Annotated in this window: 8 protein-coding genes and 1 pseudogene; 7 read left to right on the plus strand and 2 right to left on the minus strand. The window is 43.5% G+C overall.

The genetic code is table 11. The features are described from left to right. Positions 1-5 precede the first annotated feature (5 nt). The 4 genes from AR543_RS05480 to AR543_RS05495 all read left to right on the plus strand — a co-directional run bounded on the left by AR543_RS05480 (position 6) and on the right by AR543_RS05495 (position 4345). Positions 6-1010 carry an NAD-dependent epimerase/dehydratase family protein gene (locus tag AR543_RS05480; RefSeq protein WP_060532491.1) on the plus strand — a complete coding sequence of 335 codons (1005 nt, stop codon included), beginning with the start codon at positions 6-8 and terminating at the stop codon, positions 1008-1010. A gap of 50 nt (positions 1011-1060) precedes the next feature. Next, positions 1061-1990, plus strand: coding sequence for an MBL fold metallo-hydrolase (locus tag AR543_RS05485; protein ID WP_060532493.1), 930 nt, complete (start codon positions 1061-1063; stop codon positions 1988-1990). Further along, positions 1987-3312 carry a F390 synthetase-related protein gene (locus AR543_RS05490; protein WP_060532495.1) on the plus strand — a complete coding sequence of 442 codons (1326 nt, stop codon included), beginning with the start codon at positions 1987-1989 and terminating at the stop codon, positions 3310-3312. The genes AR543_RS05485 and AR543_RS05490 overlap by 4 nt, the downstream gene beginning before the upstream one ends. A 172-nt stretch (positions 3313-3484) precedes the next feature. Continuing rightward, positions 3485-4345, plus strand: a complete 861-nt coding sequence (locus AR543_RS05495) for an SDR family oxidoreductase (protein ID WP_087071248.1) — start codon at positions 3485-3487, stop codon at positions 4343-4345. A 769-nt stretch (positions 4346-5114) separates the two neighbouring features. On the opposite strand, the pseudogene AR543_RS05500 reads toward AR543_RS05495, so the two are convergent. Next, a pseudogene (locus tag AR543_RS05500) lies at positions 5115-6092 on the minus strand (alpha/beta hydrolase); the annotation flags it as partial. Between the two features lie 313 nt (positions 6093-6405). Here AR543_RS05500 and AR543_RS05505 point away from each other — a divergent pair. Further along, positions 6406-7149, plus strand: a complete 744-nt coding sequence (locus AR543_RS05505) for an IclR family transcriptional regulator (RefSeq protein ID WP_060532499.1) — start codon at positions 6406-6408, stop codon at positions 7147-7149. Positions 7150-7646: 497 nt separating this feature from the next. Continuing rightward, positions 7647-8150 (plus strand): hypothetical protein, encoded by a 504-nt coding sequence (locus AR543_RS05510; RefSeq protein WP_158523933.1) that lies wholly within the window; start codon positions 7647-7649, stop codon positions 8148-8150. Between the two features lie 115 nt (positions 8151-8265). Here AR543_RS05510 and acnA read toward each other — a convergent pair whose 3' ends face one another. Then, on the minus strand, positions 8266-10995 hold the full coding sequence (acnA, locus tag AR543_RS05515) for an aconitate hydratase AcnA (protein WP_060532503.1): 2730 nt from the start codon (positions 10993-10995) through the stop codon (positions 8266-8268). 362 nt (positions 10996-11357) lie between these two features. Here acnA and AR543_RS05520 point away from each other — a divergent pair, with 362 nt between their 5' ends. Beyond that, on the plus strand, positions 11358-16301 hold the full coding sequence (locus tag AR543_RS05520) for a MalT transcriptional regulator family protein (protein ID WP_060532505.1): 4944 nt from the start codon (positions 11358-11360) through the stop codon (positions 16299-16301). Positions 16302-16517 lie beyond the last annotated feature (216 nt).

Raw genomic sequence — 16517 nt, forward strand, 5'->3', positions numbered from 1 at the left:
AGAACATGAAGAAAGCATTAGTTACCGGAGCGACCGGCTTTCTCGGCGGACATATGACCAGACGACTGCTGGCACAAGGCTGGCAGGTCACCGCAACCGGACGAAATGAACAGGCTGGCCGTCAGTTGGCTGCAGCAGGCGCACAATTTATTCCGATCGAGCTGAGCAATCGGGAGCAGGTTATAGAAGTCTGCCGGGAGCAGCAGTATGTGTTTCACTGTGCGGCCCTGTCTTCGCCTTGGGGCTCGTATCGTGATTTCCTTTCCAGCAATGTAGAGGCTACCCGGTATGTATCAGATGGTTGTCTGCGGCATGGAGTACAGCGGCTGATCCATATTTCCACGCCCAGTATTTATTTTGACTATCGGACACGCTACGGGATTCGGGAAAGTGATCCATTGCCGCGCAAGCCTGCCAATCATTATGCGGCTACCAAGCTGATGGCGGAGCAACTGCTGCAGCAAGCCTGGCAGCAGCAAGAGCTGCCGGTCGTGATGCTGCGTCCGCGGGCAATCTTCGGACCCATGGATCAGACACTGTTCCCGAGGCTGCTGGAGGCAAATCGCAAGTCCGGTGTGCCGCTGCTGAATGGCGGGCAAGCCGAGATCGATCTGACGTATGTGGATAATGTGCTGGATGCGATGCTGCTGGCCGCTTTTGCCCCGGCTGGTGTGCTTGGGCAGGCCTATAATATTTCCAATGGAGAAGCTATGCCGTTTGGTATGCTGCTCACCCGTTTGTTCGAACAACTGGGATTGCCTCTGCGTACACGTTCAATTCCGGTCAAAGCAGCCTATACGGCTGCAGGCATACTGGAGACCGCCTATCGGCTGCTACCATTGTCCGGCGAACCGCTGCTCACCCGGTATACGGTAGGTTCTATTGCTGTACCGCATACACTGGATATTCAGCGCGCCCGGGAAGAACTGGGCTACGTACCGGCTGTGACGGTTGATGAGGGACTGCAGCGCTTTGCCCGCTGGTGGCGGCAGGAACATCATATGGAATAACCCGGATGAACCGTCTATTGTCTGTTCCTGGGTAAAAGGAGAGAAAAGATATGCTGACATCTACGCCAGTATCCCTGTGGCTGGGAGCGGCAGGTTACTGCACCCATCCCGAAGTGCTGACAATCCGTGGCGGAACGCTACGTCCGGTCGCTTTTCCGGCAGGGTTTGCCTGTATCCGTCATCCGAAGCATGGGATCATTCTGTTTGATACGGGCTATAGCAGCCGCTTTTTTACAGAAACGGCTACTCTTCCACAGGCCGCTTATCGTTATATTACGCCTGTTGTATATGAGGAGCAGGACAGCGCAGCTGATCAGCTGGGTCGTATGGAGATAGATGCTGCTGACGTACAGTATGTGATCCTGTCGCATTTTCACGGGGATCATATTGCGGCTGTTCAGGACTTTCCCAATTCCCGTTTTATCTATCTGGCGGAATCATATGAAGCTGTACGTAAGCTCGGAACACTGCGCGCGGTCAAGGCAGGCTTTCTGAGCGGCCTGCTGCCGGAGGATTGGATAGAGCGCTCCCTGCCTTTTTACAGAAAAGATCTGATACATCCGAGTACATCTGGCCAGCTACGGGCTGTAGAACGAAAATTATCTGTATCAAGCAAGTCGTCTGCATCAGGTGAATGGTCTGTATCCAGGGAAGCATATGGTCCGCAGCATGATTTATTTGGAGACGGCAGCCTGTTCGCGATAGAGCTATCCGGTCATGCCGAAGGAATGATAGGCCTGTTATTGTCAACTTCTTCGCATGATTATCTGCTCTGTGCGGACACCGTCTGGTCCAGCCGGGCGCTGCGCGAGAATCGCCGGCCGCATCCGCTGGCCGGGATTATCATGTCGGATCGCAGGGAGTATGTCCGCAGCATGGATCGTCTGCGCGAGTGGTCGAGTACGAATCCGGAGCTGCGTATCGTACCGAGCCACTGCAGGGAAGTGCTGGCTGAATGGGGAGGGAGGTGGCTAACATGAATAGCGACACACTACGCATCCTGTATCATTATATGCAAACTCGTCATCTGCACCGCTGGTCGGGTCGCGAAGCGCTGGAGCGTTGGCAGGAACGACGGATTATTCGGCAAATACGCCGGATTCGGGCGGTGTCCGCTTTTTACCGTGATCTATGGAAAGGACTGCCGGATCATGCATGGCGCCAATTCCCCATCATTGACAAACAGATCATGATGGAGCATTTTGACAGACTGAATACAGTGGGAATCCGATGTGAAGAAGCGATGAAGCTCGCGCTTCAAGCGGAGCAGACGAGAGATTTTCAGCCGCTGCTGAATGGCGTAACCGTAGGGCTGTCCTCGGGTACATCGGGGAATCGGGGCTTATTTCTGGTCAGTCCGCAGGAGCAGGCTGCCTGGACAGGAACGGTGCTGGCCAAGCTGCTGCCCGGCGGACTGAAACGGGAAGCACGGATAGCCTTTTTCCTGCGTGCCAACAGTAATCTATACGAATCGGTTCGCAAGGGTAAGCTGCAGTTTCGTTACTTTGACCTGATGTGTCCGCTGGAGGAGCATCTGGAGCAGATGAACCAGTATCGTCCCACCATCTGGGTCGCTCCGGCTTCGATGCTGCGACTGCTGGCGGAGGAATATGCAGCTGGACGACTGAATGTCCAGCCGCAGCGGATAATTGCTGTTGCCGAAGTACTGGACCCTCTGGATCAGCAGTATATCGAACAGACCTTTGAACAGACAGTACATCAGGTGTATCAATGTACAGAGGGATTTCTGGGAGCTACCTGTGCACACGGCACGATTCATCTGAATGAAGATTTGGTCTGTATCGAAAAGGAATATATCGATCGGGATAGCAGGCGTTTTATGCCGATCATTACCGACTTCTCACGGATCACGCAGCCGATTATCCGGTATCGGCTGAATGATATTCTGACAGAATCTGCCGCACCCTGTCTATGCGGTTCGCCGTTCACTGCGATCGAGCGGATTGAGGGACGATACGATGATATCCTGTATATCCGGCACAATCAGCACCACCAAAAAATCCCGTTATTCCCTGATCTGGTCACCCGGGCGATTATTGCGGCTTCTCCGCATATTAGTCATTACCGTGTAATTCAGCAGGCAGAAGATAGACTGGAGATTGCTTACCGGCTGACCGATACAGATGAAGCCAGCGCAGTCGTGGAGCAGTCAATACAGAACCGGATCGAGACAATCTGTCAGGGGCTGCATGGTATTCCGCCTCATATCCGATTTACCGCCTATGACTTTACACCGGGGCCAGTAAAGCTGCGCCGAGTAGAGAGACGATGGAACATATAGCTGTTAGCTGCACAATGACCGAATAAGAATGGACAGTGGACAGCATATCACCGAATCACTGCATAACCGCATCTTTATTTCCTGGCAAATTACAGTTACAGTTTTACGACCATGCATCATTCGGAATCCATCGTTATCTTCTCTTGATTCCAGTACAAAGGAGCACATCCTCATGAATTCATCTATCGACCGCTCTGCTCCTAACCGAGTCGCTCTTATTACCGGCAGTTCCAGCGGATTTGGCCTGCTGATCGCGCTGAACTTGGCACAACAGGGATTTGTCGTGATCGCGACGATGCGTGATCTCGCCCGGCGGACAGCGCTGGAAGAACAGGCAGCCCGGCAGGGAGTAGCTGACCGTATCCAGTATCTCCAGCTGGATGTGAACGAAGAGCATAGTATCACAGCTGCTGTACAGACCATATTCCGGCAGCATGGGCAGATCGATGTACTGATTAACAATGCCGGTTATGCTGCGGGAGGCTTTGTCGAGCATGTGCCGATGCACGCCTGGCGGGATCAGCTGGAGACCAATGTGTTTGGACTGATTGCTGTCACCCGAGCAGTACTGCCGATCATGCGGAAGCAGCGCAACGGCCTGATTATCAATATGAGCAGTATCAGTGGTCTGGCTGCATTTCCCGGCTATGCACCGTATGCGACCTCCAAGTTCGCGATTGAGGGATTCAGCGAGAGCCTGCGTCATGAGATGGCGCCGTTCGGGATCAAGGTCGTTCTAGTCGAGCCGGGTTCGTATCGAACCGATATCTGGAGCAAAGGGCTGGGCAGTATTCATACGAAGCCGGATTCTCCCTATCAGCCGCAGCTGGACGCCGTGCTCCGCTATTCAAGGCATTCTGCCGAACATGCACCGGACCCCCGTCAGGTCGCTGATCTGATTGGACGCATTGTTCATCAGAGACGTCCACGCCTGCGCTATCCGGTCGGGCAAGGAAGCGGTCTGCTCGTTCTTGCACGCAAGCTGCTGCCCTGGAGCTGGCTGGAATGGATCATTCGCCGGGCTACAAAATAATTCCAGAAATATCGTAAATATCATGATTAACTCTCCTCGACAAAGGTTAATACTAGAAGGGACAAACAAGAACACACGCTTCCATGCGAAGGTTCGGTTCGTATACAACTTCTGATAAACAAAAGGTGAGGACATGAAAAACACATATAACAGCAAAAAAAACGTCGTATGCAGCAAATGCGGCCATCAAATAGAAAATGTACTGGAACACGTAAAATTTGTTTTAAACGGACACTGCGAGCACTGTGAAAGTGTAAGCGTCCGTTCGGGTGCCAGGCTCAGACACACTTCCTGAATCAATCAATCGGGTTCATCCCTATATGAATTCTAACGAATGGAATGACTAAACGTTGAATCAATTGGCATATAGCAGCAATAAGGCATGATCTCTCCGGATAGCCGGTAGAGATCATGCCTTATTATTTTGCATATAAAAGACAGAATAATATTCCTACAGGCAGGCTATCGTATACAATCGATGCCTGCCTGTAGGAAGTTATGGTGTAGAATCAGTCGATGGAGCAGTACTGCCGGAGGAATCTTTTTCTTTTTCTGTATTGCTGCTGGATTTTGAAGTGCCGGTAGATTTCGAACCCGACGTATTCGAATCCGCTGCATCGGAGCTTTCTTTTTCCTTGGTGGACGATTTGCCTGCTTCTGACGCAGGAATGGGCGGCGAAGGCTTAGCGGCACCGGAGTTCAATCCACTATCCTCGGTCGTTCCATTCAGCATCGGATCGGTATCCATCTCGTTTCCGGTTGCCAGATCCAGATTGCTGAGGAAATTGGATACATAACGCAAATATTCACGCGGATGCTCCCGGAATTCCAACTCATGGTGGGCGCCCGGGATAATCCAGACTTCCGAATCCGGGTTGGTCTGGTTGGCGGCGAGCTGTTCGGCAATCTGATAAGGCGCCTTGTTATCCTGTGTCCCGTGAATAAAGAAAATCGGAAACGGATAATCCTTTTTCTTGACGGTCTGGTAAGGAATCTGGTTCAGACTGGTGCCGTTTACGACCGGCAGCAGCGTCTCCAAAATCTCGATCGACGGATGCTGCGGCAGAGCCATCTGCTGGCGGATATTATAATAAAGCGTATCCGGCTCCAGCAGGAATGTACTGTCCAGAATCATCGCATCTACCTGGTCCGTCAGCAGACCAGCCTGCAGAGCGGTCCCGGCTCCCATCGAGAATCCCCAGACGACCAGCTCCTGGGCACCGCGCTGCTTGGCCAGATCGATTGCTCCGAGCAGCTGCTGGGATTCTTTTTTACCACCGGTCGCGACCTCCGGATTGGTCTTGGAGGCGAATCCGTAATCGAACATAATCACATTGAAATTCAGCCGGTGAGCATAATGAGCCAGATCGTACATGGGAATCCATGTTTCCTCACGATTGGCACCATAACCATGGCTGAATATAATCGTCTTGGTCGAATGGTTCTCTGCTGGTATATACCAGCCCTGCATCATCCGGCTGCCATCATGGGCAGGGAACGTAACGTCTTCGTAAGCCATATTTTTGGCCTGCATCGGATTGGAATAGACTGTGGCGACTGACGGGTAAGACAGTACCCAGGCAATGTAGGCATGCAGTGCAATAAAGCAGAACAGAAAGAAAAATACCACAGATAGCAACAGCGCTACGATGACATGTTTCAGACGGACTTGCTTTGGCTGAATAAGATACGTTTCGTCCGTTTCGGATGAGCGGGGCGTCGTGTGACGTGGTGCAGTTGAAGACATAATGCCCCTCCTGATTTCATAAATAAGTCATGCTGTCATACATACGATGAATAAAAAAACAAACATTCCTTAGCCTTATCCACATTCGTGTATTATGGTAAGATGCGGTGTAGATAAAGTCAATTTTGATGAATAGATCGGTGAATAGACTACATTGTTATTATCGACGTATTTCCCTTTACCTTTAGAGTCAGCTTCGATATAATTTATGTAACCATGTTTCATTGAGTGAAACAATAGTGTGGTAAAGTGCTGTGAGTCCATGTCATTAACACAGGGCTGTAGGATCAGCCAGCCATGGGAGGCGAGAGAAATGGAAGATCGCAAATTAACCGTGCGTGCTGTAGAGCGTGCATTAGACATATTACTCTGTTTTACCCGATCCAGTGATCTGGGACTCACCGAAATTGCTTCGGAGATTGGACTGCACAAAAGTACCGTGCACCGTCTGCTGGCTACGCTGGAGGAGAAAGGGTTTGTTGTGCGCAACAGCGCCACTGACAAATACCGTCTCGGCATCAAAATATGGGAGCTGTCGACCCATCTTTCACAAAATGACGATCCCGCGACGATGCTGCTGCCAGATATGGAGCAGCTGCGTGAACAGCTCGGCGAGACGATCAGTCTGTACATCCGCGATGGAGACGAGCGTCTGCGTATTCAGGCGGTACAGAGCAATCAGGCAATCCGCCGGGTCGCTCAGGTGGGGGCCAGACTGCCGCTGACTGTAGGCGCATCCAGCAAAGTGCTGGTCGCCTTTTCCAGCGAAGCCGAGCAGGAACTGCTGCTGAGTAGTGCCGAATGGCCGCCAAGCGTCGATCCGGATATGTATCGCCAGCAGCTGGAGGAAGTACGCCAAAATGGCTACTCCACCAGTTATGAAGAGCGTGAACCGGGTGCAGCAGCTGTAGCGGTACCGATCTTCGACAGTGCTGGCCAGCTGCGCGCATCGTTATCACTGTCCGGCCCTGTGAGCCGGTTGTCGATCGACAAGCTGCATGAGTATGCGCCTGTACTGATCGCAGTTGCTCGCGAGATGGGCATCAAGCTGCGCTAAATGCCGGCATATTGAACACTGGGATAACCGGATATATACGATACAGATAATGAATGTACACCAAAGAGCATTTCTCTGACGAAGAGAAGTGCTCTTTGTTTTTGTATACCACTCTATTGAAATAAATACGATTCCAGCTTGAACGACAGCCAGCACACGTACCAGCCCTGTGCTGCTGGAACAGATTATTGACTCATCAGACAATGAAAAAAAGAAAATACCATTTCGTGCTTGATCATATAACGATAGGATATTATCATTTTGGAACCAGTAGACAAAAGTAGAGCGGAGCAGCAACAATACCTGAACATAGGCGTCTGTGAATATATACAATCTATTCAATTTATACTAAATGTGGAATTTAATTATCCTATCAAAGAGGGGAGAAGATACCCATCCAACGTCATCTGGCTGGAAGTCTGTTAATTCTGCTGCTAATTAGCCTGCTGTTTCCCTTGTTTGCCAGACCGGTGTCTGCCTGCAGCTACGCTGCCAACGTGCCTATACAAGAAAGCAAAAAAATGGCGGATGCTGTATTCACAGGTGAAGTGACTTCGATCCGTCCCGCTTTATCTGGGGAAGAACCTTCTACCAAACAGTATACTTTTGCCGTTCAGTCTGCATGGAAAGGTAAGGTATATGAGCAGACCTCTATTCTTGCCAGCAGTGAATCTGCATCCTGTGGTATAACTTTTGAACAAGGCGCAAGGTACCTTATTTTCGCCCGACAATCCGAAGGTGATCTGAAAACCGATAGGTGCAGCAGCAATTCGCCTGTCGTAGAACGAGGAGGGAGTCAGGTAGCAATAGTCCCGGGAACCTCGGAATTCGGCAGCTCCAACGGTATGAATCTACATCACTTGGGTGAGTCTATTACTATATTGCCAGGCCGTTCCGAAATGCTCGGCGGACACCGAATGACTGCATTTTTTATTGGAGCAGGACTATTGGCAGCAGGTTATGCGATATGGTGGACACGACGACGATCCCTGCGACAGTAAGCTGGATTTTATATGTAAAAACAGGTGACTATCCTGTCGCTAACCGGTTGTCCGGGAAGCGATGGATAGTCACCTGTTTTATTGGTTTACTTTATTCAACAGCGAATGCTGAGATTTATACAGTCTCACCTTTATTGCTGTTCTGGATCATCTGACGCAGAACGGTCTGCAGGATACCGCCATTATGGTAGTAGTCTACATCTACTGCGCTGTCCAGACGGACAATAGCAGGGAATTCGAACTTGGTACCATCTTCACGTTGTGCAGTTACATTCAATACCTGTCCTGGCTTCACATCATTGCTCAGGCCAGTGATATCGAATACTTCCGTACCGTCCAGGCCAAGCTGTTTCCAGCTGTAGCCTTCCTGGAATTGCAGTGGCAGTACGCCCATACCTACCAGGTTACTACGGTGGATACGCTCGAAGCTCTCAGCGATAACCGCTTTGACACCCAGCAGGAACGTACCTTTGGCTGCCCAGTCACGCGAGCTTCCTGTACCATACTCTTTACCGGCAACAACGACCAGATTCTGGCCTTCTGCCTGGTAACGCATGGATGCATCGTAGATGGACATAACTTCATCCGTAGGCAGGAACTTGGTTACGCCGCCTTCTGTACCCGGAGCAACCTGGTTACGAATACGGATGTTGGCAAATGTACCACGCATCATAACTTCATGGTTACCACGACGGGAGCCGTAGGAGTTGAAGTCTTTGCGTTCTACATTGCGCTCTTTGAGATATTGTCCGGCTGGGGACGATGGAGAAATGTTACCAGCTGGAGAAATATGGTCAGTCGTTACGGAATCGCCCATCAGTGCCAGTACGCGTGCATGGCGGATATCTTCAATATCGGTCATGCCGTTAGCCAGGTACTGGAAGAATGGCGGGTTCTGGATATAAGTGGAGTTGTCATCCCACTCGTACAGTTCACCCTGTGGAACCGGAATTTCATTCCAGCGTTTGTTGGCAGTAAATACATGCTCGTATCTGCTGCGGAACATTTCAGGACTGATCGACAGACCGATCGCATCGCGGATTTCCTGGGAAGATGGCCAGATATCCTTGAGGTATACAGGCTGTCCTTCCGGGTCATGTCCGATAGGATCTTTGGTCAGGTCGATATCTACAGTACCAGCCAGTGCATAAGCAACGACCAGTGGCGGAGATGCCAGATAGTTCATTTTCACCTGGGCATGGATACGTCCTTCAAAGTTACGGTTACCGGACAGTACGGAGGATACCGTCAGATCGTTATCTGCGATAGCCTGGCTAACTTCATCAGGCAATGGACCGGAGTTACCGATACATGTTGCACAGCCGTAGCCTGCCAGATAGAATCCGAGTTCTTCCAGGGATTTATCCAGACCTGCTTTTTGCAGATACTCGGTTACTACCAGGGAACCTGGAGTCAGACTTGTTTTTACATAACCAGGCACTTTCAGTCCGCGTTCTACCGCTTTTTTGGCCAGTAGACCGGCACCCAGCATAACGCTTGGGTTGGACGTATTCGTACAGCTGGTAATCGCTGCGATCACGACAGCGCCTGCACCCATTTCGCTGGTTTTGCCATTTGGATGTTGAACGGTGATTTTCTCAGCCAGTTTCTCATCCGACAGGCCATAACCGCCAGCTTCAACCGGTGTGCGGATCGCTGTGTCGTAGCTCAGTTTCATATTAGTCAGTTCGATACGATCCTGAGGACGTTTTGGACCGGCAAGACTCGGTACCACGGAAGCCAGATCCAGCTCGATCACATCGGTAAATACCGGATCAGGTGTCTCGGATGTACGGAACATGTTTTGTGCTTTGTAGTAGGCTTCTACCAGTTCAACCTGATCATCGGCACGGCCGGTATTGCGCAGGTAGAACAGTGTCTCGTCATCGACAGGGAAGAAACCGATGGTTGCGCCGTACTCAGGAGCCATGTTGGCTACTGTTGCACGGTCAGCCAGACTGATGTTGGCAAGACCCGGACCATAGAATTCCACGAATTTGCCGACAACGCCTTTTTTACGGAGCATTTCGGTAACCGTCAGCGCCAGGTCAGTTGCTGTTGCGCCTTCGCTCAGGCTGCCTGTCAGTTTAAAACCGATAACTTCCGGCATAACAAAGTACAATGGCTGACCGAGCATACCTGCTTCGGCTTCGATACCGCCGACACCCCAGCCAACAACGCCAAGACCGTTGATCATGGTAGTGTGGGAATCGGTACCTACGAGGGAGTCAGGGAAGACCTGAGTCTCGCCATCTACCGTCTTCGTAGCAGCTACAGAAGCCAGATACTCCAGGTTAACCTGGTGAACGATACCGGTGGAAGGTGGAACGGCACGGAAGTTGTCAAATGCAGTCTGTGCCCAGCGCAGGAAACGATAGCGCTCTTCGTTACGTTCAAATTCAACATTTATATTATGTTCAAGTGCATCGGGAGTACCGTATGCATCTACCATTACAGAGTGGTCAATAACCAGGTCAACCGGTACGAGCGGGTTGATCTGCTTTGGATCGCCGCCTGATTTCTTGACGAAATCGCGCATTGCTGCCAGGTCAACGACAACCGGTACACCAGTGAAATCCTGCAATACGATACGTGCAGGGATAAATGGAATTTCTTTTTCCTCACGGCCCTCAGCCCATCCCGCGAGTTGTTTTACGTGTTCTTCGGTGATCGCGTGACCATCGAATTGACGAACAGCAGCTTCAAGCAGTACCCGAATAGAGAACGGCAGCTTGTCGATGCTGGTATAGCCTTTTTCTTTCAGCGCTTCGAGGCTGAAATAACGGTAAGTCTTGTCTTTCACTTTCAGTTCACGGCCAACGGAAAATGAGTCTTTAACGGACATAGATGAACCTCCTTGAATGAAATACGGCTTACTGGTTACAAGAAAAGATAATCATATTGAAAAAAGTATCAATCTCGAGGAAACAATCTTGTATATACAGAATGCTTGTTTCGCAGAATGAAACTTGATTTCAAAATCAATCAACACTTTAAGTATACCGTTTACATGTGAGGTAGTAAAGTGGTTTTTGGATAAATTCGGAAATAAACCACTAATTTTTTTAAGAGAAATAAAACTAATTATAAGGGTTCCAAATTTATATTTAAGAAGGTAAAATATGTAACTAAAGAACCAGTCTTAAAGACCTTACTTAAAATAATAAATTTAAGTATTTACAATAAGTTTGTGAAGGAGAGTAAAGAATGGAAAATAATGAAATTATGGATGTTACTTTAGTATGTGAAAGCTTTCCAAGCGTGCCGAAAGATATAATTAATAGAGAACATCTTATTGATACATTAGACAATTTATTTGACGAGCGTTGTCAAACAATTGTCGTAGAAGCTAAAGCAGGATACGGTAAGACAATTTTCTTAGCTCAAATTGCTCAAAAATATGCTCATACTACCATTTCAATTTTTATTAGACCTGGAAACTCATATGGATATGATCCTAATTTAATTATGTATGATTTATGTAATCAATTAAACTGGATTCTTTACCGAACTGAATTACAAAACTCTTCTCAAATTGACGAAGCATTTATGAAAAGTAAGTTTTTCGAACTGCATAAATCAGTAAAAAAAAATAGAAAATATATTTATTTTGTGATAGACGGATTAGAGCATATACCATCTGAAAATAGTTTGATTAAAAACTCGATTATACAAATGTTGCCTTTAAATAGAGAATATTTTAGATTTATTTTCTCGAGCTTTGATGGAAGTATTTCTTCTTTTCTTGATGATTCTATAAAACTTAAGTCCTTAACGCTACCTAATTTTTCCATTAATGAATTTAACATGTTTTTTAATGAAGTTAGTATTGAAAATAACACGTTAGAATCTTTATATAAAATTTGTAAAGGAGTGCCAGAAAAATTTGCCTCTATAAAGCGGACTATTAACTCTGGCTTGAATCCAGAAGATATAATTTTTCAAATAGATAATCAAATGGCAAATTTATTTGAAATAGAATGGAAGCAACAAATTAATGAGGAAAATTTAAACCTTATGGAATTTTTAGCCCTTGTAGCATTTGATAAAAAACAAAATGATAGTATTTTTTATGCAAATCTATTAAAAATAAGTGGTGAAAACATTGAAAATATGGTGGATGAGATTACCTTTTTAAGTAAAGATTCTAGTAATAGAATTTATTTTATTTCTGAAGAAATAAAAAAATTAGTCGCAAAAAAATTATCACATCAAAAAGCTAGTATCAATGATAAATTGATTTCTTACTTTCTAAATGATCCTGATAGCGAATTGTCAATAGAGAACTTACCTAATTATCTTGAACAAGCTGGAAAATTTGAAGAATTGCTAAATTACTTATCTCCAGAAGTATTCGGAAAAATGTTAAGTTATGCACAAAGTTTATATTCTATTCAGTACAAAACTGAAAAAGCTATTAGCATTGCCGATTCACTATCTAAACAAGGTGATCTAATGCGTTTTTGCTTGAATAATTCTTTGATTAAGCAGAATAATGGTCCAAAAATCTGGATTTCAGAGATTGAAGCGCGTATGCAATTAAATGACTATGGTAGAGTTTTAGCCTTGGCTCAATCTACTAATTTACTAGAGGAAAGACTGCATATGTTTACGGTGATAGCTAAAATTAAAAAGGAACAAGGTTTATCACCAGATTTGGAAATATTAGAGGAAATAAAAAGTTTATATCTGCAAATTGATTACAGACATTTAGGAAATCGGGCAATTGTGATTGCTTCAAACCTCCTTTATTGTTTCCCAGAATTAGGAATAGAACTTATGGAGAAATTAAGTGGTGCTTGGACAGGGAAGAGAGAAAACGAGCTTGATTGGGCTCTGGCAACCCTTTCCTTAGCAGCTATGAACTCAGCAGAAAATACAAAAATTGATACCGAATTTAGCGAAACTTTAAGAGATATTAGAGAAAGAATAAAAAGTCCGGAAATTAAAAAATTTTCAACAGAAGCTTCAATTTTAATAAGTGATTACAATTCAATAGAAGTTTTAAAAGAAGTAGAAAAACTGGATTCAAATACGGATAAATTATATTTTTTGGGTCATTGGGCAAGAGGAAGTAAGAAAAAAGTGAATGTAGAAAATGTGTTAGATTATGCGCTGAACTTAATTGTAAACAAAGCAACTTACTCTCCCAATGCATCAGTATACGTAAATATTGCTCAGTTAATTGCACATACTGATAGTTCGCAAAGTAAGCAAAAATATATAGATGTTTTTGACGTTCAAATGGAAAGTATTAAAGATTCTGGTCCTACAGAAGATGTTATTTCCCTTCAACTAGTTTTAGCTGAAAATGAAAGTGATATTGATAAAGAGAAAGCATTTAATAGACTTATTGAAATCTATTTTTATATCAATGAAATTAAGGATATTGAAACAAAAATGGGAGCATTAGCTATGCTGCTTAGAGGAACAATAAGAATAGATCAAGAAATGATTTTAGAAGAAAGAGATGGGTTTCATGAACTAGTGAAAAATGAACTAGATGAAAACTTAGTTATTCTTTTTTCTATATCTGCAGAGCAAATTCATTGTTTAAAAAGCATTATAAAAACACTAGGTAGTATAGATACTCATTTTATACTAAAAGTAATAGAAAAAATAAATACTGAAAGTAAAAGAAATGTAGCTTATTCAATGCTTATAGATTCTTTATTATCTGATGAGATTTCAAATATAAATTTTGAACATATAAAGAATTTGTTGAAGAAAATAACTAATCCTGATTTTGTGAATGAAGCTATATATGATATTGCAAATGTTGTATCTGAGCAAATAGTACAAATGGATAAAGCAAAATTTGATAGCGCAATTTCCCTATTATTTGATATTAGTAAAATTACTGAATCAGAGTTAAGATGTGTAGCATACTCTAAAATATTGAATGTCCTTAATAATTATGAGCATCAAGAAAATCTATACGAAAAATTTAAATTGAAATTAAAAGAAAGTTGGGAATGCATAGATATTGGATGGAGAAAAGTTGATATTGGATTCAAAATTATTAGTGAGCTGTCGAGCAATTCTTTAGAATTGGCCAAAGAATATTTGGATTTAAATGAAAAGTTTAGAAATAAAATATCATTAGATGATCCCAATGGCTCATGGACCTTTATTTCTGCCTTAAAGCTCACTATTAGAGGATACTCCGGGTTAATAAATAGTAATAATAATACTGAACAAGATATCGACAAAATATACGCTTTAATCGATGTTATCCCTTCCTGTGGAGAGAAAGCAAGATTATATTCAGAATTAGCTATTTGTTTATTCCTCAATTCTAGAATTAGTGAGGCTCAAGAAATTATACAGAACTATGTAAAATGTAATTTAGATGCTATATCTCATGAAGATAAACGTTATAGGTATTTTGTTATAAACAATATTAGTGTTTCTTTGTACCTTGATCATAAACTTTCAGCATTTGAGATTATAAATCAGTTGCCAAGATTCGATAGAGATATTTCTTATTTAAAAATATGCGAATTTATTATGAGAAAAACGTTGCCTTCAAATCCATATGATGAAGTACATGGTCAAGCATATAAATTAACTTACGCAGAAGTACTCGATATATGTGAAATTCTTGATAAAATTGACCTTGATAGTATCATATACGAAGTTATCAAAATGCTTACTACAAGTTTGGGTTCTAGAGATTTATTTACAAAACAGCAAAATGCTAGTATTGTACAAAAACTTAATGGAATTATTGAAAGTAAATTACCAAATCATCTTCATATTCAACATAATGGATTTAAAATAGTATGTTTAGCTAATATCTGGAAAGTTGATAGAAATAAAATTAAAAACACTTGGAATGATCTTCTGTGTGAAGCTAACGCTATACCAAATCTTAGCGATAAAATTTTTGTTAAATCAATACTTTTGGCCTGCTTGAATAGAAAAGAGTTTGATAAAAATAAAGAATTGTTAGAAGAAATAGAAGAAGAAATAGAAAAAGTTCCAATAATGTTAGATAAAATTCAGTGCTTAGAAGCTATGTCTAATGAGTTTGTTGATATAGATACAATGCATAGTAAGAGATATTTAAAAAAAGCTATGGAATTAACTTTGATTAAAGAAAATGATGAAATAAATTCAGCACAAAGACGAATTATAGATTTTGCTCATAGACTTGATCCAGACTTAGCTAACTCTTTAGTATCTTTGACAGATGATGATAATGCACGTAAACAAGCAAATTTAGAACTAAATAAACAGCTTGAAGTATTAGAACTACGCAAAAAAATGCTAGATAGGAAAAAAAGTGAAAAAAAGAGTGAGCATTACACCTCAGAGCAATATATAAGAGCATCCCATCGTTTACTTGCTTCTCTTAACGCAGGAAGAATAGAAACTATAAAATTTGAACAGATTAAAGAATATTTGTTGATAGCTTCCAAAAATGAATTTGGAAAAAACTATATTACCTATGCATGGATAGTGGAGAATATTGTAAAGAAATATTCCAATACAAAAGAAGTTTCTACTCAGATAAGACCTATATTTGAGGCTTGTTTGATTGCAACAGAAGTTTCTTTAAAGTTATCAAGCAAAAGTATGAAACAAATACAGAAAATGAAATTAGAAGTTAAAAGTATTGATGAATCAAGTATTTTTATTAAGATTGGTGAGAGAGAAAAAGCTATACAATTTATAAAAAATTGGCTTATAAAAAATTTAGGCAATACGTTGAAAATTTGCGAACCTTACTTTGGCCCGGAAGATTTAGAAGTCCTCCAACTCGTACAATCTGTTAACCCTGATTGCGAAGTGGAAATATTAACAAGTAAAAAACACCAGCTTGAAATTAAAAACTCATTAGAAAGTAGTTATCAGGATTATTGGAGAATACATTTATCTGATCAAGATCCGCCTTTTACTAAAATAGTAGTAGTTGGAAATGCATCTCAAAATATATTGCCTATACATGATCGGTGGTGGATTACTGATAATTCAGGAATTAGATTAGGAACCTCATTTAACTCTTTAGGTAAAAGGGAAACAGAAATGTCTATTTTAACAAAAGACGAAAACGAGTTGAGAGGAATAGAAATAAGTAAATACTTGAATATGGCCATTAAAGATCATGCAGGTGAACGTTTGTCCTATAACTCTTTTACTTTATAAATAATGCTTTCAATTTCATGATTTTCAGAGAAGCTTGCTCTATGAACAAGCTTCTCTGTTTTATGTTTCAATTATTTAAATGATAACCAAAGTTTTTTTGCAGCCTCTCCCATGAACATTTATACTGAATAGAGACCGTAATTCGGCCTGTCTGCATTCTTGTTTTAATATCGATGATGAGATGATGCAGACGATGATAGTTGTGACGATTAACCA

It is taken from the genome of Paenibacillus bovis (assembly GCF_001421015.2).
GTDB classification, from domain to species: Bacteria; Bacillota; Bacilli; order Paenibacillales; family Paenibacillaceae; genus Saccharibacillus; species Saccharibacillus bovis.

Bases quoted from the DNA above. Each gene is read 5' to 3' on its own strand.
- AR543_RS05495 (WP_087071248.1), top strand. From the start codon at position 3,485: ATGAATTCATCTATCGACCGCTCTGCTCCTAACCGAGTCGCTCTTATT.
- AR543_RS05490 (WP_060532495.1), top strand. From the start codon at position 1,987: ATGAATAGCGACACACTACGCATCCTGTATCATTATATGCAAACTCGT.
- AR543_RS05520 (WP_060532505.1), top strand. From the start codon at position 11,358: ATGGAAAATAATGAAATTATGGATGTTACTTTAGTATGTGAAAGCTTT.
- AR543_RS05480 (WP_060532491.1), top strand. From the start codon at position 6: ATGAAGAAAGCATTAGTTACCGGAGCGACCGGCTTTCTCGGCGGACAT.
- AR543_RS05505 (WP_060532499.1), top strand. From the start codon at position 6,406: ATGGAAGATCGCAAATTAACCGTGCGTGCTGTAGAGCGTGCATTAGAC.
- acnA (WP_060532503.1), bottom strand. From the start codon at position 10,995: ATGTCCGTTAAAGACTCATTTTCCGTTGGCCGTGAACTGAAAGTGAAA.
- AR543_RS05485 (WP_060532493.1), top strand. From the start codon at position 1,061: ATGCTGACATCTACGCCAGTATCCCTGTGGCTGGGAGCGGCAGGTTAC.